The organism is Pseudomonadota bacterium, assembly GCA_034189865.1.
Taxonomy (GTDB): Bacteria; Pseudomonadota; Gammaproteobacteria; order UBA5335; family UBA5335; genus JAXHTV01.
Window position 1 is genome coordinate 19,707 of the sequence record JAXHTV010000015.1, and the last position, 18,426, is coordinate 38,132.

At 59.5% G+C, this 18,426-nt stretch carries 18 protein-coding genes and 1 other RNA gene; 3 read left to right on the forward strand and 16 right to left on the reverse strand.

What is annotated here, in order from left to right:
• Nucleotides 1-4 precede the first annotated feature (4 nt).
• From ftsW to rsmI, 11 genes are all read right to left on the reverse strand, one after another.
• A complete protein-coding gene (ftsW, locus tag SVU69_08610) occupies nucleotides 5-1,186 on the reverse strand; it encodes a putative lipid II flippase FtsW (protein ID MDY6943062.1) in 1,182 nt (393 codons plus the stop codon).
• Nucleotides 1,183-2,541 carry a UDP-N-acetylmuramoyl-L-alanine--D-glutamate ligase gene (gene murD, locus SVU69_08615; GenBank protein ID MDY6943063.1) on the reverse strand — a complete coding sequence of 453 codons (1,359 nt, stop codon included), beginning with the start codon at nucleotides 2,539-2,541 and terminating at the stop codon, nucleotides 1,183-1,185. Before murD ends, ftsW begins: the two co-directional genes overlap by 4 nt.
• A gap of 24 nt (nucleotides 2,542-2,565) precedes the next feature.
• Nucleotides 2,566-3,648 (reverse strand): phospho-N-acetylmuramoyl-pentapeptide-transferase, encoded by a 1,083-nt coding sequence (gene mraY, locus SVU69_08620; GenBank protein ID MDY6943064.1) that lies wholly within the window; start codon nucleotides 3,646-3,648, stop codon nucleotides 2,566-2,568.
• Entirely contained in the window at nucleotides 3,633-5,033 is a 1,401-nt protein-coding gene (gene murF / locus SVU69_08625; protein MDY6943065.1) for a UDP-N-acetylmuramoyl-tripeptide--D-alanyl-D-alanine ligase, read from the reverse strand. The genes mraY and murF overlap by 16 nt, the downstream gene beginning before the upstream one ends.
• Complete coding sequence (locus SVU69_08630; protein MDY6943066.1) at nucleotides 5,030-6,547, reverse strand: UDP-N-acetylmuramoyl-L-alanyl-D-glutamate--2,6-diaminopimelate ligase; 1,518 nt, start codon at nucleotides 6,545-6,547, stop codon at nucleotides 5,030-5,032. Before SVU69_08630 ends, murF begins: the two co-directional genes overlap by 4 nt.
• A complete protein-coding gene (locus tag SVU69_08635) occupies nucleotides 6,547-8,265 on the reverse strand; it encodes a penicillin-binding transpeptidase domain-containing protein (protein ID MDY6943067.1) in 1,719 nt (572 codons plus the stop codon). The genes SVU69_08630 and SVU69_08635 overlap by 1 nt, the downstream gene beginning before the upstream one ends.
• The gene (gene ftsL / locus SVU69_08640; GenBank protein ID MDY6943068.1) at nucleotides 8,258-8,527 is read right to left on the reverse strand and encodes a cell division protein FtsL; all 270 of its coding nucleotides are present in this window, start codon (nucleotides 8,525-8,527) and stop codon (nucleotides 8,258-8,260) included. The genes SVU69_08635 and ftsL overlap by 8 nt, the downstream gene beginning before the upstream one ends.
• Nucleotides 8,524-9,462 carry a 16S rRNA (cytosine(1402)-N(4))-methyltransferase RsmH gene (rsmH, locus tag SVU69_08645; GenBank protein ID MDY6943069.1) on the reverse strand — a complete coding sequence of 313 codons (939 nt, stop codon included), beginning with the start codon at nucleotides 9,460-9,462 and terminating at the stop codon, nucleotides 8,524-8,526. The genes ftsL and rsmH overlap by 4 nt, the downstream gene beginning before the upstream one ends.
• 8 nt (nucleotides 9,463-9,470) lie before the next feature.
• Nucleotides 9,471-9,926, reverse strand: a complete 456-nt coding sequence (gene mraZ / locus SVU69_08650; GenBank protein ID MDY6943070.1) for a division/cell wall cluster transcriptional repressor MraZ — start codon at nucleotides 9,924-9,926, stop codon at nucleotides 9,471-9,473.
• Nucleotides 9,927-10,246: 320 nt separating this feature from the next.
• Nucleotides 10,247-10,613, reverse strand: an RNA gene (gene rnpB, locus SVU69_08655) — RNase P RNA component class A.
• 65 nt (nucleotides 10,614-10,678) lie between these two features.
• Complete coding sequence (gene rsmI, locus SVU69_08660) at nucleotides 10,679-11,542, reverse strand: 16S rRNA (cytidine(1402)-2'-O)-methyltransferase (protein MDY6943071.1); 864 nt, start codon at nucleotides 11,540-11,542, stop codon at nucleotides 10,679-10,681.
• A 90-nt stretch (nucleotides 11,543-11,632) separates the two neighbouring features.
• Between rsmI and SVU69_08665 the strand changes: the two genes are divergently transcribed.
• The 3 genes from SVU69_08665 (at nucleotide 11,633) to SVU69_08675 (ending at nucleotide 14,593) form a co-directional block, all read left to right on the forward strand.
• Nucleotides 11,633-13,534: a penicillin-binding protein activator gene (locus tag SVU69_08665; GenBank protein ID MDY6943072.1), complete on the forward strand. Its 1,902-nt coding sequence runs from the start codon at nucleotides 11,633-11,635 to the stop codon at nucleotides 13,532-13,534.
• A complete protein-coding gene (locus tag SVU69_08670; protein ID MDY6943073.1) occupies nucleotides 13,506-13,901 on the forward strand; it encodes a YraN family protein in 396 nt (131 codons plus the stop codon). The genes SVU69_08665 and SVU69_08670 overlap by 29 nt, the downstream gene beginning before the upstream one ends.
• Nucleotides 13,902-13,999: 98 nt before the next feature.
• A complete protein-coding gene (locus tag SVU69_08675) occupies nucleotides 14,000-14,593 on the forward strand; it encodes a phosphoheptose isomerase (GenBank protein MDY6943074.1) in 594 nt (197 codons plus the stop codon).
• Nucleotides 14,594-14,614: 21 nt separating this feature from the next.
• Here SVU69_08675 and SVU69_08680 read toward each other — a convergent pair whose 3' ends face one another.
• The 5 genes from SVU69_08680 to petA all read right to left on the reverse strand — a co-directional run bounded on the left by SVU69_08680 (nucleotide 14,615) and on the right by petA (nucleotide 18,379).
• On the reverse strand, nucleotides 14,615-15,019 hold the full coding sequence (locus SVU69_08680) for a ClpXP protease specificity-enhancing factor (protein ID MDY6943075.1): 405 nt from the start codon (nucleotides 15,017-15,019) through the stop codon (nucleotides 14,615-14,617).
• Nucleotides 15,020-15,036: 17 nt separating this feature from the next.
• The gene (locus SVU69_08685) at nucleotides 15,037-15,663 is read right to left on the reverse strand and encodes a glutathione S-transferase N-terminal domain-containing protein (GenBank protein ID MDY6943076.1); all 627 of its coding nucleotides are present in this window, start codon (nucleotides 15,661-15,663) and stop codon (nucleotides 15,037-15,039) included.
• A gap of 108 nt (nucleotides 15,664-15,771) precedes the next feature.
• Complete coding sequence (locus SVU69_08690; protein MDY6943077.1) at nucleotides 15,772-16,533, reverse strand: cytochrome c1; 762 nt, start codon at nucleotides 16,531-16,533, stop codon at nucleotides 15,772-15,774.
• A gap of 11 nt (nucleotides 16,534-16,544) precedes the next feature.
• On the reverse strand, nucleotides 16,545-17,786 hold the full coding sequence (locus tag SVU69_08695; protein MDY6943078.1) for a cytochrome bc complex cytochrome b subunit: 1,242 nt from the start codon (nucleotides 17,784-17,786) through the stop codon (nucleotides 16,545-16,547).
• Nucleotides 17,786-18,379, reverse strand: coding sequence for a ubiquinol-cytochrome c reductase iron-sulfur subunit (petA, locus tag SVU69_08700; GenBank protein MDY6943079.1), 594 nt, complete (start codon nucleotides 18,377-18,379; stop codon nucleotides 17,786-17,788). The genes SVU69_08695 and petA overlap by 1 nt, the downstream gene beginning before the upstream one ends.
• Nucleotides 18,380-18,426: the final 47 nt, after the last annotated feature.

Sequence of the window (18,426 nt, forward strand, 5' to 3'; positions counted from 1 at the left end):
CGTCTCACGCCGAATCCTCCTCTCGAAGCCGAGGCAGGCGGTTCTCCAGCTCCGCGCGCAGCAGCAAACCGACCATGGCGCACATCACCAGCAGACTGCTGCCACCGTAGCTCATGAGGGGCAGGGTCAAGCCCTTGGTGGGCAGCACACCCATGTTGACACCGATGTTCACAAAGGCTTGCACGCCGATCCAAATGCCAATCCCGAACGACAGGTAGGCCGAGAACCATCGCCCACCGGCAGCCGCGCGGTCGGCAATAATCAGCGCCCGCCAAACCAGCCCTGCGTAGAGCAATACCACCGCGATGGATGCAAACAAACCGAGCTCTTCGGCCAGGATGGCAAACAGAAAGTCCGTGTGAGCCTCCGGCAGGTAGAACATTTTCTGAACGCTCTCACCCAAGCCCAGACCGAACCAATGACCCGAACCGATGGCCATGAGCGATTGCGTCAACTGAAAACCAGTGTTGAACGGATCCGACCATGGATTGAGAAAACCGGTGAAACGTGCCCAACGGTAGGGTGAGTACCAGATCAGTCCGGCCATGGCGACGGCGCAGGCTAGTAACAGGGCAACAAAGGTCGTCCACCGTGCGCCGGCCACGAAGATCATGGCCAAAGCGGCGACCATCAGAACGGCCGTGGCCCCGAAATCAGGCTCCAGCAACATCAAGATACCGGCCACCACCAGCACCAGAATGGCTCGCAATGCCACCAATGGATTGACCGCCAGACTCTCGCTGTACCGAACCAGGTAACCGGAGAGGTAGATCAACAAGGCGAGACGAGCAGGCTCCGAAACCTGAATCTGGAACACCTTCAGATCAATCCAACGGGCACTGCCGTTCACGGTCTTACCCACACCCGGGATCAGGACCAAAACCAACAACACCAGGGCGGACGCCATGAACAGAAAACCGGTCCGCTCCAAAACACGCATGGGAACGAACAACGCCAACCAGGCGGCGACCAGCCCCAGCAGCGCGAACACCATTTGTCGTTCGAAGTAATAGAATGGGTTGCCCGTCAAACGATCGGCCATAGGCATGGAAGCAGACGCCACCATCACCAAGCCCAGAGCGACCAACGTGAGCGTGATCAGAACCAGCGGCATATCCAGGCGGCCCCGCCATCCCCCATCGGCCTTCGGCACTGCGTGCTGCTCACGGAAAACGACGGCACTCATGTCGCCAACCCCTGCACCAGGGAAACGAACACGTCACCTCGATGACGGTAGTCGCGAAACATATCCTGACTTGCGCAGGCAGGGGAAAGCACCACGCAATCGCCGCTTTGGGCCTGCTGCGCGGCGAGGCGAACCGCCTGCCCCAAGCCATCTGCACGATAAATCGCGGTCGCGCCACGCAAGGCCTGCTCGATGCGATCTGCATCCTCGCCGATCAACACAATGGCCCGAGCCTTACCCGCGATGAGCGGCCGCAGGGCCGTGAAGTCAGCGCCTTTCCCCTGACCGCCGAGAATCAAAACCGCCGGACGATCCAACCCGTGAACCGCGGCGGCGGTTGCGCCCACGTTGGTACCCTTGGAATCGTTGAAGTAGGCAACACCGCAGTGCTCCGCCACCCACTGCATCCGGTGGGGAAGTCCTTCAAAAGCGCGAAGCACGTCCAAGGCGACCGTTCGATCGATACCAACGCACTCGGCAAGCGCCAAAGCCGCCAGCGCGTTGGCGCGATTATGGCTGCCGAACAGCTTCAACTCCCCTGCCGCAATCAACCGCTCACTGCCCCGGCATAACCAAGTCTCGTCACCGACCACCCGACAGCCGTAATCCACGCCCGCCCGCGGTGACCCAAGGCTGAAGGCGATCACTGCGCGCCCGGGCTCCGCCATCGCCGCCACCGCCGGGTCATCGGCGTTCAAAACCATGAACCCGGGTTTTCGGCCGGGTCCGTAACGAAAAATACGCTGCTTGGCGGCGCTGTAGGCTGCCAGCGAGTCATAGCGGTCCATATGGTCTTCGGATATATTCAAAACCGCCGCTGCGGAGGCATTGAGACTGCGCGTGGTTTCCAGTTGGAAACTGGACAGCTCAAGCACGTAGAGATCCGGCTCGTTGTTCGCAAGCAAATCCAGCGCCGGGGTACCCAGGTTACCGCCCACACGAACCTCTCGACCGTCGGCTGCCGCCATTTGGCCGACCAAGGTGGTCACCGTACTCTTGCCGTTGGAACCGGTGATGGCGATGATCGGCGCCTGGGCCTCACGCGCGAACAACTCGATATCGCCGATCACTTCCGCGCCCCGTTGTGCGGCTGCCTGAATGGCCGGATGAGCAGTCGCCACGCCGGGAGAGACAATCAGACGGTCTGCATCGGCGAAAGCGCCCGCTGTGAAGGGCCCCAGGTTGACCTCCACCGCGGGAAGCTCAGCGCGAAGGTCACCCAACGCCGGAGGCGCAGAACGACTGTCGACCACCGCAACAGACTGACCGCGACGGGCGAGGAAGCGGGCGACGGAAAGCCCCGTCATGCCCAATCCCACGACCACGTTACGAACCGTATCGGTGTGGCTATTCATACTGTACGCCGTTCCCGCCATGGCTCACCGCAACTTCAATGTCGCCAAGCCAATCAAAACCAGAATCACGGTGATAATCCAGAACCGGACAATCACCCGTGGCTCGGGCCACCCTTTCAATTCAAAGTGATGGTGTATGGGGGCCATGCGAAAAATGCGCCGGCCGGTCAAACGAAACGACAACACCTGCAACATGACCGACACGGTTTCCACCACGAAAACCCCACCCATGATCAGCAAGACCAACTCTTGCCGGACAACCACGGAGACCACACCCAATGCCGCGCCCAAGGCCAGCGCGCCCACATCGCCCATAAACACCATCGCGGGATAAGTGTTGAACCACAAAAAACCCAAGCCCGCACCCGCGATGGCACCGCTAAAGATCAGAATCTCCCCGGCACCGGAAACATGCGGCACGGCGAGATAGGCCGCGAATTTGGCGTGCCCCGCGACATACGCGAACACCCCCAAACCGCCGGCGACCAAAACGGTGGGCATGATGGCGAGCCCATCAAGGCCATCGGTCAAATTGACGGCATTGCTGGACCCGACAATGACGAAATAGACAAAGGGCACGAACAGCCATCCCAGCGGCAGGGCAACGTCTTTGAAAAACGGCACAATCAAGGTGGTTTCCACCGGATCGGTCGCGCTGGCGAACAAAATGACGGCAGCCGCAAAACCGATGACCGATTGCCAAAAGTACTTTTGCCGCGCCGACAGGCCCTTGGAGTTGCCGCGGGAAAGCTTCAGGTAGTCATCGATGCCGCCGACCAAACCAAACAACAGGGTAGTCACGAGCACCACCCAGACGTAGCGATTCGTGAGGTCCGACCACAGCAAGGTGCTGAAAGCGATGGCGACCAGAATCAAGGCGCCACCCATGGTGGGGGTACCCGCTTTGGAAAAATGACTCTGCGGGCCGTCTTCCCGGATCTGCTGACCAATCTGGTGAAAATTCAACCGTCGAATGAGAGTTGGCCCCACCAGCAGGCTGATCAGCAAAGCCGTCAACACACCCATAATCCCCCGCAAGCTGATATAGCTGAAGGCATGGAATGCGGTGTCGTATTGAACCAGATATTGAGTCAGATGGTAGAGCACGAAGACGCTCCTGCTCGCAATGCCTTAACGACACGATCCATGCCCGCGCTGCGGGACCCCTTCACCAAACAGCAGGGAGACGGCCCACCCGCCAGTTGATCCAAATCGCCCTGAATCACCGCCACAGCGTTGTCCTGGTTGGCGAACGCACGACCACCCTCGCCAAAGGCCGACGCCGCAGCCTGTGCCAGATCGCCGCCGATCGCATAAAGGCGGGTCACACCGGCCGCACGTGCCGACCGGCCGACGGCCTCGTGGAGCGCCTGACTGTCCGCACCCAATTCGGCCATCTCACCCAGCACAACCCAGTGGGGACCGGGGAGTTGCACGAGCGTCTCGATGGCGGACTGAAACGAAGCGGGATTGGCGTTGTAACTGTCGTCTACCAGCCGAAGCCCGCCAGCGCCCTCGACCATCCTGGCCCGGCCGCCCACACCCCGGAACTCAGACAGGCCAACCACGATGTCGTCCCAGTCCAGCCCGACCGCTGTGGCAGCCGCCGCCGCTGCCAATGCATTGCGTACGTTGTGAACACCCGCGGCGCAAAGCTCCACCCATCCTTGTCCTCCGGGTGTGCGCATCCGAAAGCGGGTGCCCCATTCACCGTCTTTGTGAACGAGCGAAATGGAGTCCGGTTCAGCGTGAAACTCAGCCGCCGAATCGAACCCGAAGCAAAATTGAGTCCGGGATCCGGCCATGCGGCGCCACAGCGGCGCAAACGCATCGTCGGCGTTAATGACCGCCACCCCGTCCGCCGGAAGCGAAGAAAACAGCTCTCCCTTGGCCTGTGCGACACCACGCAGGGAACCGAAGCCCTCCAAATGCGCGGGACCCGCATTGGTCAAAATGCCGACGTTGGGAATCACCAGCGACGTGAGATAGGCAATCTCGCCCGGCCCGCTGGCGCCCATTTCCACCACCGCCGCCCAGTGCTCACCGCCCAAACGCACCAGGGTCAGCGGTACGCCGATCTCGTTGTTGAGATTCCCTTGTGTCACCAGCGCCGGCCCGCGGCGGAGCAAGATAGCCGCCACCATTTCTTTGACCGTGGTCTTGCCATTACTGCCCGTCACGCCGACCACCGGGACCGAGAATCGTTCTCGCCAAGTACGCGCCAAAACGCCCAAGCCAAGGCGCGTGTCGGCAACGCGAAGACCCGGCAGGCGGGTCGTCACCTCTCGGTGAACCATCACGGCCCCGGCTCCAGCCGCTTCCGCCTGGGCCAGATAATCGTGTCCGTCGAAACGTTCGCCCTGAAGCGCGACGAACAGATTGTTCTTCTCTAGGCCCCGGGTGTCGGTGCTCAAACCGCGGAATTCCGCATCCCCACCGTACACATTGGCCTCCAGCGGCCCAGCAAACTCCGTTAAGCGCCCCGCAATCATGGCCGCCAACCCCGCAGCGCCGCCTCGACCACCGCAGCGTCGCTGAATTCCATCCGCTGATCACCCACCAACTGATAGTTCTCGTGGCCTTTTCCGGCCACGAGAATCACATCACCCACTGCCGATCCTTCGATGGCCCGGTGGATAGCAAGGCGCCGGTCGTGCTCGACCGCCACGAGGGAACCGGCCACAACACCGGCACAAATGTCCGCAACGATCCGTTCTGGCGATTCATTGCGCGGATTGTCATCGGTAATGACGAGTTCATTCGCCAGCTCGGCGGCGATACGGCCCATCTCCGCACGTTTACCTCGGTCCCGGTCGCCGCCGCAGCCGAAGACACAGCGAAGTGTGCCAGCTGTATGATCCCGACTCGCCTGCAGGGCTTGGCGCAAGGCATCCGGCGTATGGGCGTAATCCACAATGACCTGAGGCCGATCACCCCCACCGTGCCGTTCCATGCGGCCCGGCGCGGGAGCGACTCCCTCCAGACGGGCGAGGGCCTGATCCAAACTCACATCCTGCGTCAGCAACACGGCAAGCACCGCAACGACATTCATCGCATTAAAACGACCCACCAACGGCACGCGGAGATCGAAAGCACCCCAACTGCTCACGCCCTTGACGTCCAAACCCATGCTCGAAGGGGCGACATGCTCCGCCCACACATAGTCCACACCGCTGGGAAGCGTCGGCCGGGACCCGGTGCCGAAGTACACGCAGCGGCAGGTTGATGGCAAAACTTGCCGTATGTCCCCGGCTCGCGGGTCTTGCCCGTTAATCACGGCAATGCGCAGCCCTTCACGCTCGAACAACCGGCGCTTGGCGAGAAAGTAAGCGTCCATATGCTCGTGGTAGTCCAGATGATCGCGGCTGAGATTCGTAAAAACGGCCGTATCAAAGGGCACAGCTGCTACGCGCTGTTGTGCCAGCGCATGGGAGGAGACTTCCATGGCCACGAATTGCAGCCGTTGCTGTCGGAATCGGGCCAGCCAAGATTGCACACCAATGGCGTCGGGCGTCGTATGGACACCTTCATCCAAATTAGGCAACACGCCGTAACCTAAGGTTCCAAGTAACCCGCATCCCCGTTCGCCATCGGCCAATGTCTGTGCCAACAAATGGCTACAGGTGGTCTTGCCGTTGGTGCCAGTGACCCCGATCACAGTCAAATCTCTCGCCGGCTCGCCGAAGAAGCGCGCTGCAATCACACTGACATGACGAGGGAGATCTGCCAGTGGAATGAAGGGAACGTCGCGCACCGGGCCCGCTGGGCGCCGCATCGTCGGCTGATACAGCACGGCGATGGCCCCGCGGGAGAGGGCTTCATCGACATAGTCCAGCCCGTGAACCCGCTGACCCTCGAGAGCGAGAAACAAATCCCCCGGTTGCACTCGAGAGCTGTCCAGGGTTAGACCGGTAACGGTGCAATCCACTTCCGGCACATCGACATCCAAACCCCGCAAGAGTGTTTGCAGGCTTACTCCGAAGTTCGCAGGCGCCGCCATCGCCATCACCCCAACTCCGCCCGATCACCGGGGGAGATCACCCATCCGCCGTTTTCGGGCAGATCATCCGGGGAAATGTCCATCAAACGTAGGGCACCCGACATCACACGGGAGAACACGGGCGCAGCCACCGTGCCGCCGTGATACTGATCGCCCTGCGGCTCGTTGATCACGACCACCCCGACCAAGCGCGGGCGGCTGGCCGGCACCATCCCGGCAAACAAGGCCAGATAGCGGTCTTCGGTATAACCTCCGACGCCGGGCTTACGCGCGGTTCCCGTCTTGCCGGCCACCCGATAGGCCGGTATCGCCGCCGCCGATGCGGTCCCCTCGGTGACCACCCGCTCCATCATCTGCCTCACTTCCCGAACCACCGAAGGTTTCAGGACCGTATCCGCGGTGACGTCTCCAGACACCTTCACCAACGACACGGGACGCAACTGACCATCAGTTGCGAGCACCGAATAGGCTTGGGCAAGCTGAAGAGCCGTCACCGACACACCGTAACCGAAAGCCAAAGTCGCGTGATCAATCGTGTACCACTCGTGGAAATGACGCAGCCGACCAGCCCGCTCACCCGGAAATCCGCTTGCGGTCAAGCCACCGAACCCCACTTGGCGGAGGGTATTCCAGAGCGCTTCCCGAGGCGTTGCCAACGCGATTTTGCTCGCGCCGACATTGCTCGACTTGGCCAGCACACCACCGAGGTCCAAGCGCCCGTAGTTGCGCAAGTCCCGGACGGTACCGCCGTGCACGCTGAACCATCCCGGTGTCGTGTCCACGTGGCTCGTGGGTTGGAATACGCCTTGCCCCATCGCAGCGGCCACCACGAACGGCTTGATCGTCGAGCCGGGCTCAAATACGTCGGTCGCCGCGCGATTTCGGTATTGCGCTCCGCGCATACCGGTTCGATTGTTGGGATTGAATCCCGGCTGATTGGCCGCTGCCAATATCTCGCCGGTGGCCACGTCCAACACCACTACCGACCCCGACTTGGCTCGGTGATGCGCGATGGCGGCCTTCAGTTCGCGATAGGCGAGATACTGCAAACGCCGATCGACACTTAAGGCCAGTGCCTGCCCCGGCCGTGGCGCCTCGATCTGCCCCAGGTCGTCGATCACGTTGCCGCGACCATCGCGCATCACCCGCCGCCGACCGGGCACACCACGCAGCCATTCGTCATAGGCCAGCTCCATCCCTTCCTGACCCCGGTCATCGATATCGGTAAAACCCACCAGATGCGCCGTAACCTCGCCGGTGGGGTAATAGCGCCGATACTCGCGCTGGGTATAGACGCCCGGCAGCGCGAGCGCTCTCACACGTTCGGCGTCCTCGGGCACCATATGGCGCCGCACATAGACAAATTCACGATCCGCACGAGACTCCAAGCGGGTCTCGAGGTGCCTGGGATTGACGCCCGCCACCTTCGCGAGCGCCCGTATCGATGCCGTATCAACAGGGAAGGCTTGCGGATTGACCCAAACAGAATCCACCGGCGTGCTCACCGCTAGAGGTTCGCCGTGGCGATCCGTGATCATCCCTCGATGGGCGGGAATACTCACCACGCGCTGGTGACGAGCCCGCGCCTGACCGGACAAAAAGCCCTTCTCGAAGACGTGCAAATCCACCGCCCGCCAACCGAGCGTTAGCGCGCCCAGGGTCAACACCCCGAAAAGCAATCGGCTGCGAAATCGCCAAACGCGAGGCTGAATAGGCTTACTCATGGCGAACGATCACCGTGTTACCAGGCGCCGGATGGATCATCCCCAAACGATCCCGTGCCAAAGTCTCTACCCGCGCTGCCGTTGCCCAAGCGCTGAGCTCGAGCTGCAAACGACCCCATTCCACCTCCAACTCATCGCGCTCCTCGACCAGTTTTTGCCAACGAGTCCAGCACTCCCTGCTCTCAAATTGCAGATAGGCAAGGCCCAAGGCCGAACAGAACACACTCACTGCGAGCAACACCCCGAGGATTCCACGCGTCATTTTGAGGCCACCCGCTCGGCAGCCCTGAGCACCGCGCTGCGAGCCCGCGGGTTCGCAGCCACCTCGGCAGCGTCAGCTCGCATTTGACGAATCACGATGCGCAACGCACCGGCCGCCGCATCGCCTGTTACCGGCAATTTGGCCGGCAGCCGTTCGCCTCGCGCCTGGTCGCGCATGAATCGCTTCACGATCCGGTCTTCGAGCGAATGAAAGCTGACCACGACAAGTCGACCGCCGAGAGCCAGGACGGAGAGACTCTGCTCCAACACCGCTTGAAGCGCCTCGAGCTCATGATTGATCCGCAACCGAATGGCTTGAAATGTCCGCGTCGCGGGATGTTTATGCCGATCCCGATACGGAATCGCTTGCGCAACCAGCTCCGCCAAACGATCGGTCGTTTCGATCGGACGCTCCCCGCGGGCAGCCACAATGGCCCGCGCAATACGTCGATGAAAGCGCTCTTCACCCAAGTCTCTCAAAACCTGGCTGATCTCGGCCTCGTCGGCCCCCGCAAGCCATTGCGCGGCACTGACACCGCGGGTCGGATCCATCCGCATGTCCAACGGGCCGGCAGCGGAAAAGCTAAAACCACGGGCGGGTTCATCGATCTGCGGCGAGGAGACGCCAAGGTCGAGCAGTATGCCGTCGACTCTGCCCTTAAGCCCCGCACCGTTCATGACTTCCTCCAGCCGATCGAAATTCGCGTGGACCAACTCCAATCGCGGCTCACCGACGAAACGCTCATGGCCCGCCGCGATCGCTTGTGGATCCTGGTCGAACGCCCAAAGGCGGCCTTCAGGCCCGAGCCTTGCGAGCACCGCTTCGGCATGCCCTCCGCGACCGAACGTGCCGTCTACGTAGATACCGTCCGGCTTAACCGAAAGCGCCTCGACAGCCTGCGAAAGCAAAACTGAACGGTGACCGAACTCGCCCATCACCGCCCTTATATGGACAAGGATTCGAGCGCCTGCGAGCGGGACATATCGTCTTCTCGCAACATCGCCAGCCAGTCTTCCTGCTTCTGCTTCCAGAGATCCTCATCCCACAACTCGAACTTGTTTCCTTGCCCGATCAACACACCGCGGCGCTCCAATTTGGCAAACTCCCGCAGCGGTGGCGTGAGCAACACACGACCCTGGGAATCCAATTCCATGTCGGTGGCAAAGCCCATGTACAAACGCTGAAGAACCCGCGCACGCGAATCCATCGAGGGCAAGTCTTTTAGTTTGAGTTCAACTTTTTCCCATTCGGGCTGGGGATAGATCAGCAGGCAATAGTCAGGGTCTACGGTCGCGACCAACGCGCCGTCGGCGCAGTCCTGCAGCTGCTGGCGATAGCGCGCAGGAATGGCCATTCGACCTTTACTGTCGATGGCAACGTGACTGGCACCTCGAAGCAATTGACTCACGTACCCCGTTTCCCCACGATCCACCACGATTGACCACTTGGGCACACTATAGGTACCCCTATACACCACTGTCAAGGAAATATGAGGCCGCAGAACAAAGAAATAATTCTTAATTCACAAACACTTACCTGGAGACAGCTGAGACATCAGATTGGCGGCGAAGCAACTCCGGCGCAGACACAACCGAAATCAGATGCTTACAGAAAAGCGTTGAAAATCGACTTTAATTTTGGGTTGAGGCGGGCGAGGAAAATGTGAAGGCGAATCGCTCGGACGAGCACTGAAGAAGAATGCGCATCAAACCTAAAAGACGAGGGAGTCGGCCGATAAGCCGGGTTCTGTCGAAGACAGTCATTCATCTGGGATGTGCGTCACCGCACACCTCAAGCAGCCAACCCGGGAACACCATGCGGGCCACACGCTCGGCGATATGCCGAAGTTCCCCTATTTGGCCTTGCTTCGAGTGGGGTTTACCCTGCCACCCGCGTTACCGCAAGCGCGGTGCGCTCTTACCGCACCATTTCACCCTTACCGGCGCCGAAGAACGGCACTTAGGCGGTGTATTTTCTGTGGCACTTTCCGTAGGCTCGCGCCCCCCAGGGGTTACCTGGCACTCTGCCCTGCGAAGCCCGGACTTTCCTCCACGGCGATTGCCGCAGCGACTGCCTGGCCGACTCCCTAAACCAATTTACCACGGCCGGGCAGGGTCGACAAAAACGAATGCGCCGCAGAACACAGAATCCTTAGGGTTTTTCTTTCAGCGCCAGCGCTTTGCGGTACCAGTCGTTCCGGCGCCCACCGACCGCTTCGACCATGACGGCAGCGATCGTGCCCACCGGCAGCTCGCCAACCAACATCTCCAACAACCGATCGGCATCAATCGTTGAAGGCGAGGGACCCGCTTCGCCACCTTGGACACACACCACGAACTCCCCCCTCAGCTGATCCGGCGCCTCGGTCAAACGCCCTATGATCTCTGAGAGCGTTCCTCGATAGTGCGTTTCGTGCAGCTTGGTCAACTCCCGCCCCACATAGGCGGATCGCGCCGGACCGAACGCAGCGATCATATCGTTGAGCGACTCCAGCACACGCCGGGGTGTCTCGTAAAAAATGAGCGTCCTCGATTCATCACTGAGCGCCTTCAATCGGGCTTGCCGGGGACCGGCCCGGGCGGGAAGAAAGCCTTCGAAGGTAAATCGATCCGTCGGTAGCCCGCTTACGCTCAGCGCCGCAATTGCCGCGCATGCGCCGGGGACCGGTATCACTCCGTACCCGGCTGCGGCGATCTCCCGGACCAAGTGATAGCCGGGATCGCTCACCAGGGGCGTGCCTGCATCACTGACCAGCGCCACGGCATCGCCGTTCGCCAACAGCTCTAAAATCCTCGCACACCGTTGACGCTCGTTGTGCTCATGCAAAGACACCGTGGGCGTCGCGATCCCGAAATGACGCAACATTCGACCGGTGTGCCGGGTGTCCTCGGCCGCAATCCAGCGCACATTCGCCAGAACCTCCAACGCCCGCGAACCCAAATCGCCCAGGTTGCCAATGGGAGTGGCGACAACGTACAAGGTTGATTTCGCGGTGGACTCCGTCACCTCATTCATTGACACTCCTCCAGAGCTCAGCAGATACTTAGCCCGCTTATGAGCACGAGCACAATTCCATTCTTCCGACGCCGACCGAATCCTGACCTGATGCGTTCCACTTCGCAAGCCATCCTCCGACTTGTCAGCGGACTGTTAATTCTGCTCGCCGTGGCCGCCTGCGCCCCGCCCGCTGCCGTGCAGGAAGACGTTAGCGAGCGCCCCGATGCTCGCGTGGTCGAGATCGAGCGCGTTGCTATCGAAGACCCGGGCCGGGCTGCCGAACAACTAGAAGCCCTGCTGGTGGGCGCGCGCGCTACTGAAAAGGACGGGTGGGTTTTAAAAGCCGCCGAACTATGGCTCCAGGCAGATCAACCTGACCGCGCCTTGCGCCTGCTTCAGGGCCCCTTGAGCGCCGAAGCCCCCGCGGAGAGCCAACAACTGCAAAACATTCTTCTCGCGGAAGCCTTGCTGGCCCAGGGACGTCCCGCCCAAGCCATGAGTTGGCTTGCCAGCTTACCCACCCCACTGGCCGATCAACTCGAAATCAAAAGACTCCACGTTCTAGCCCGCGCCCACGCCGCACAGAACGAAACCACCGCGATGGTGGTGGCAATGAATCGTCGTGATGGCTTGCTCACCGAGCCCGCCGACCAAGCGACCAACCGCCGCGAAACATGGAATTTTCTGCTGGCGAGCCGCGCCGACTTGGCCGAGAAAGCGGGGCAGCCCCAATTATCACAGACAGAGCGGACCTGGTTGGAACTCGGCGCCATTGGCCAAAGCCGCTGGCAGGACCCACAAGGTTATATCGCCAAACTTGAATCCTGGCGGGCAGCGAATCCAGCGCATCCCGCCAGCTTAAGCCTGGTAGACCAAATTGTGGCGGAGTTTCGATCACGCTCATCGTATCCCGAACACATCGCCGTATTGCTTCCCACCCGGGGCCGCTTCGCCAAAGCTGCACAAGCGGTCAGGGATGGCTTTTTGGCCGCACACTTTGAAAGAGCTGCCACCCAGGGCGATTCGGCGAACCTACCGCGCATCAGCTTCTACGACACCAGTGATGACGTGTCGGCCAGCTATCAAGCGGCCCGAACCGACGGTGCCGAATTTATCATCGGCCCGCTGTCGAAAGAAGCGATCGAATCACTCGCCGCTGGTGGACCGATCGAGCTGCCCACGCTGGCGCTGAACCGGATGGGTGAAGCGCCGAGCGGGCAACCCACGCTTTTTCAGTTTGCATTGTCTCCCGAAGAAGAAGCTCGGCAAGTGGCCGAGCGTGCAGCGCTGGATGGTCACCAAAACGCCATTGCCCTCGTTCCCGGCAATCCTTGGGGACAGCGCATATTCGCAGCATTCGCTTTCCGATTCGAAGAATTGGGTGGCAAGGTGGTCGGGTTCCGGGCGTACGATGAAGATCAGTTCGACCATTCGGCGGTCATTAAGCGTTTACTCATGATCGATCAGAGCGAATCGCGACATCGGGCGCTGACCAATCTGATCGGTCGTGCGCCGGAATTTCAGCCCAGACGACGACAGGACGTCGACATGGTGTTTATGGCCGCCTTCCCCCGACAGGGGCGGCTGATTCGACCTCAGTTACGCTTTCATCGGGCAAGCACGCTGCCCATCTACGCCACCTCTCACGTGTACTCGGGCTGGCCGAACACCAAGGCCGACCGGGATCTCGACGGGGTGATCTTTCCCGACATGCCGTGGAATTTGTCTCCCGACGATTTTCCGCTGAGACAAGCGCTATCCAACGCCTGGCCCACCGGCTTTCAAAGCCAGTCCAGGCTATATGCGCTCGGCTACGATGCGTTCCGCCTCGTCCCGCGATTACGGAACAATCCGGACGGGTTCGCCAATCTGATCCCAGGAGCAACCGGCACGTTGGTCATCCAGCCCACTGGCCTGATTGACCGCAAGCTGAACTGGGCCGTTTTTCGCCGAGGCCTTCCGGTCCCGCAAACCTTGAACCATGGCAATCTGGAATCGTCTGAGCAATAGCACCGCCAAAGAACGCGGACAACAGGCGGAGGATACCGCCTTACGCTATCTGAACCGACGCGGATTGCGTCTCATCGAGCGAAATTTTCGCTGTCGAGGCGGCGAGATCGACCTCATTATGCTCGATGGGCAAACCTTGGTCGTGATTGAAGTCCGCCAACGTCGTAACACGCATCACGGTACCGCAGCCGAAACGGTGGATCACCGGAAACAGCAACGAATTATTCTTGCGACACGGCGGTTCTTGCACGCATCCAAAGATTTTTACGACCGACCTATCCGCTTCGACGTCGTAGCCTTCAACGGCGCCACCGATAGCCGGAACATCCAATGGCTGAAAGACGCTTTTGAGGCATCACCATGGTGATCTACGCACCCCACGTGAGATGGAACAAACGACCCGAAGCAAGTCATTACATTCGCGACCGAAAGGCCGAGCTAACGTCTGCGACAGGAGACCCGACCATGAACGCCATTGAGCGCATCAACAGGCTGTTCCAGGAAAGCATCACCACCAAGCAACAGGCCCTCGGCACGTTGGCCCACCCAATCGCCGAAGCCGGCGCAATGATGGCCTCCGCCCTGGCCAACGGCCACAAGATATTAAGCTGCGGGAATGGGGGATCGGCGGGTGATGCACAGCATTTCTCAGCGGAGCTGCTCAATCGCTTTGAACGGGAAAGGCCTGCCTTACCGGCGATCGCTTTGACCACGGACGGTTCGACACTCACTTCAATTGCCAACGATTACGCCTACGAACAAGTATTTTCCAAACAGGTCGAGGCGCTGGGCCAAAGAGGAGATATCTTGCTGGCAATTTCGACCAGCGGACACTCGCCCAATGTCATCAAGGCGATTTCGTCCGCGCACGACAAAGGTGTCAGCGTTGTGGCATTGACGGGACGGGATGGTGGACCGATGGCCGACCTGTTAAAACCGAATGACATCGAACTGAGAGTGCCGGGACAATCCACCGCCAGGATTCAGGAAACTCACATCCTGATCATCCATTGCTTGTGCGATTTGATTGACGAACGACTGTTCGGCGGCAAAGCATGAAGGAAAGGCGGAGGAGATGCGCTATTTAACGACCGAAAGATGAGGTTTCTGGCCGCTTCCATCCGGGGGATTTCCGCCGGGATCCGAACCGTCATCTCCGCTTCCATCCTCCTCACGGAACATCATTCCCTGGCCATTTTCCCGAGCGTAGATAGCCAATACGGCCGAAGCAGGCACGTGGATATCAAATGGAGCTCCAGAAAAACGCGCCTGGCAGGAGAACTCGTCGTTTCCCAACTCAAGAGCTCGTACCGCACCGGGGCTTAGATTGAGTACAATCTTGCCGTCTTGTACCCCGCTCTGCGGCACCTGGACATTTGGATGAGTGCAGTCGACTAGTATGTGCGGCGTTAATCCGTTGTCAACGATCCAATCGTAGAGTCCACGAATGAGATAGGGTTTTTGAGAAGTCATTTTCTGAGACACGAACTCGTCCCGCCACCTTAGCGACGGATGTCCTTCTCGGCATCAGTCAAGCTATTCACGAACCCGCTGCGCCGAAACACACGTTCTGCGTAGTCCAGAATCGGTTGCGCTTGCTTGGGTAGCTCGACCTCGTAGTAAGGCAAGCGCCACAAAATCGGACAAATACTGATATCCGCAACCGAGAATTCCGTGCTCAAGAAATACGGCTTCGCAGCGAATACCGGTGTACTCGCGATCAGACTTTCACGCAGTTCCTTTCGAACCTTGGTCCTTTGTTTCTCGGATTTTGTTTCGAACTGGTCAACGCTTCCGTACCAGTCTTTCTCAATACGAAACATCGCCAATCGAATTTGCGCACGCGAGACGGGGTCGACCGGCATCAGCGGCGGATGCGGAAACCGTTCGTCCAAATACTCGATTATGATACGGGAGTCATACAATACCAACTCCCGGTCAACCAAGGTGGGCACCGAGCCATACGGATTCAGATGAGCCAAGTCTTCCGGTACGGCCCCCGATTCGACGTTGACGACGTCGTAACTGACACCCTTCTCGGCTAATACGAACCTCACGCGGTGACAATCGGGACAATCCGGCCTGGAAAATAAAGTGATCATCGATCGCCGATTCGGCACTACCGTCATCGCTGAACCCCCAAGATGCCCAATGGTCTGTGCCGCGACCGTTCGGAAACGAAAATGAGCTGATTCCGGCGACGGAACGCCGGAATCAAAATCCTGTGGCGATAGTTCTCAGTGAACATCCCGCCAATACTCGTGTTTCAGGGCATAGGCGAATACCCCGAAAATCGCGAGGAACAGCAATACGAAGATACCCACTCGCTGTCGTTTCGCTTGGATCGGCTCAGCGATGTAGGCCATGTAGTTGACCAAATCCAATACGGCCCGATCGTATTCTTCCGGTGTCATCGAACCTGGAACCACGAGCTCAAACATCTCCTCGCTTGGCTCCCCGTGGGTCGATTCTTCCCCTTGAACAGGCTGGGCATGATCATCGTGCCCGCCGGCCAAAGCCTGCCAACCTTGCAACTCCCACAAAACATGGGGCATGCCCACATCTTTAAACACCAAATTGTTGGCGCCGGTGGGCGAAGACTGATCCAGATAGAAAGACGTCAGGTATGTGTAAAGCCAATCCGCACCCCGCTGACGAGCCGTCAGCGTCAAATCCGGCGGTGCCTTGCCGAACCAGTTGGCGGCGTCTGCGGCGGGCATGGCAATCGTCATGGTATCCCCGATCTTAGCGGGTCCGAACATGAGATTTTCTTTGACCAAATCAACCGGAATTTCCAGATCAGCGGCCATCCGCTTATACCGCATGTATTGCGCGGAGTGGCAACTCAGACAGTAATTGTGGAACAGCCGTGCGCCGCGCTGTAAGGATTGCACGTTGTTGATATCGATCTGCGCTTTCTGCAACGGCACGCCTTCGCTGGCAGCCCATGCCGCATAGGGCAAGCAGATCAAAACGACCAGACAGAGAAGTTTTTTCATCACGCCCCCAATCATGTCAGCCGGTCCGGCACGGGTTTGGTTTTATCCAGGCTGGAATAAATCGGCATTAACAGGAAGAACGCGAAGTAGATGACGGAAAGCACCCGCGCCGCCATGGTGTAAGTCGGGCTGGGTGGATTCATCCCTAAATAGCCCAAGCCGATAAAGCTGACCACGAACAATACCAGCGCCGTCTTGAACAGCGGCCCCTTATATCGGATCGACTTCACAGGAGAACGATCCAACCAAGGCAACAACGCCATAATCATCACGGCACCCCCCATGGCGATGACGCCGCCCAGCTTGCTCGGAACCGCCCGAAGAATCGCGTAGAACGGTGTAAAATACCAAACTGGGGCGATATGCTCCGGCGTTTGCAGCGGATCAGCCGGCTGGAAGTTGGCGTGCTCGAGGAAATAACCGCCGAACTCGGGCGCGAAGAAGATAATCACGGACGCCAGGGCCAGGAACACCACCACGCCCCACAAGTCCTTCACGGTGTAATACGGATGGAAGGTGATACCGTCGACGGGATGCCCATCACTACCCAGGTTCGCCTTAATCTCAACGCCGTCGGGATTATTGGACCCGACTTCGTGCAAGGCCATCAAGTGCGCCACCACCAAGCCTACCAAGACCAGCGGCATCGCTATCACGTGTAGCGCAAAGAAGCGGTTGAGGGTGACATCGGACACCACAAAATCACCCCGAATAAACTGCGCGAGCGCTTCCCCCACAAACGGAATCGCACCAAACAGGGAGATGATGACCTGCGCACCCCAATAGGACATTTGCCCCCAGGGCAACAGATATCCCATAAACGCTTCGCCCATCAACACGAGGTAGATCAAAATTCCGAACAACCAGACCAGCTCGCGGGGTTTTCGATAGGAGCCGTAGATTAGGCCGCGGAACATGTGGAGATAAACCACGACGAAGAACATCGACGCGCCGGTACTGTGCATATAGCGAATCAGCCAGCCCCAGCTGACATCTCGCATGATGTACTCAACGGACGCAAAGGCATCGGCTGCGCTGGGTTTGTAGTTCATCGTCAACCACACGCCCGTAAGCAACTGATTGACCAAAACGACCAACGCCAGACTGCCGAAATAGTACCAGAAGTTGAAATTTTTCGGTGCGTAGTATTCGCCCGCCTGCTCGTTCCAGAGCTTGGTCACGGGCAACCTGGCATCGACCCAATCCATTCCCTGCGCCGCTTTGTCGCGGGCATACTGCATTACATCACGCATCACGCGGCTCCTCTGTCTTCGCCAACCAGCAACTGGGTGTCGCTGAGGAAGATATAAGGCGGCACCGCCATGTTGGTGGGCGCCGGAACGCCCGCAAAAACCCGGCCGGCCATATCGAAGCGGGAGCCGTGACACGGACAGAAGAAACCACCTGGCCAATCGCTGCCCAAATCACTGGCGCCCGGTTCGGGCCGATAGGTGGGCGAGCACCCTAGATGGGTACACAAGCCGATCAGAACGAGAATCTCAGGGCGCCGCGAACGGTGCTCGTTTTGCGCATAGCCAGGCTGCTGTGGCTCGTCTGATTGCGGATCACGAAGCTCGCCATCAAGCGTTTTCAGCCCATCCAGCATGGCTTGAGTCCGACGCACAACCCACACGGGCTTGCCGCGCCACTCAACGGTCAAGCGAGCGCCGGGCTCCAGTTTGCTGATATCGATTTCGACCGGTGCACCCGCGGCTTCTGCTTTAGCGCTGGGTTGCATGGCCGCAATAAAAGGATACGCTCCGAAGGCCGCACCAACACCTCCGACGGCGCCAGTGGCCACCGTCAAGAAACGTCGACGACCGGTGTCGACACCCCCATTACTCATTACAGTGAATCTCCCAAAGCCATCTTTGTGGAATCGTGCGACCGACG

Coding starts and splice junctions, on each gene's coding strand:
- ftsW (MDY6943062.1), bottom strand. CDS start 1,186: ATGAGTGCCGTCGTTTTCCGTGAGCAGCACGCAGTGCCGAAGGCCGAT.
- rsmH (MDY6943069.1), bottom strand. CDS start 9,462: ATGGGCGAGTTCGGTCACCGTTCAGTTTTGCTTTCGCAGGCTGTCGAG.
- SVU69_08685 (MDY6943076.1), bottom strand. CDS start 15,663: ATGACGGTAGTGCCGAATCGGCGATCGATGATCACTTTATTTTCCAGG.
- petA (MDY6943079.1), bottom strand. CDS start 18,379: ATGAGTAATGGGGGTGTCGACACCGGTCGTCGACGTTTCTTGACGGTG.
- SVU69_08670 (MDY6943073.1), top strand. CDS start 13,506: ATGGCAATCTGGAATCGTCTGAGCAATAGCACCGCCAAAGAACGCGGA.
- SVU69_08695 (MDY6943078.1), bottom strand. CDS start 17,786: ATGCGTGATGTAATGCAGTATGCCCGCGACAAAGCGGCGCAGGGAATG.
- SVU69_08675 (MDY6943074.1), top strand. CDS start 14,000: ATGAACGCCATTGAGCGCATCAACAGGCTGTTCCAGGAAAGCATCACC.
- murF (MDY6943065.1), bottom strand. CDS start 5,033: ATGATTGCGGGGCGCTTAACGGAGTTTGCTGGGCCGCTGGAGGCCAAT.
- murD (MDY6943063.1), bottom strand. CDS start 2,541: ATGAATAGCCACACCGATACGGTTCGTAACGTGGTCGTGGGATTGGGC.
- SVU69_08630 (MDY6943066.1), bottom strand. CDS start 6,547: ATGGCGATGGCGGCGCCTGCGAACTTCGGAGTAAGCCTGCAAACACTC.
- rsmI (MDY6943071.1), bottom strand. CDS start 11,542: ATGAATGAGGTGACGGAGTCCACCGCGAAATCAACCTTGTACGTTGTC.
- SVU69_08690 (MDY6943077.1), bottom strand. CDS start 16,533: ATGAAAAAACTTCTCTGTCTGGTCGTTTTGATCTGCTTGCCCTATGCG.
- SVU69_08665 (MDY6943072.1), top strand. CDS start 11,633: ATGCGTTCCACTTCGCAAGCCATCCTCCGACTTGTCAGCGGACTGTTA.
- ftsL (MDY6943068.1), bottom strand. CDS start 8,527: ATGACGCGTGGAATCCTCGGGGTGTTGCTCGCAGTGAGTGTGTTCTGT.
- SVU69_08635 (MDY6943067.1), bottom strand. CDS start 8,265: ATGAGTAAGCCTATTCAGCCTCGCGTTTGGCGATTTCGCAGCCGATTG.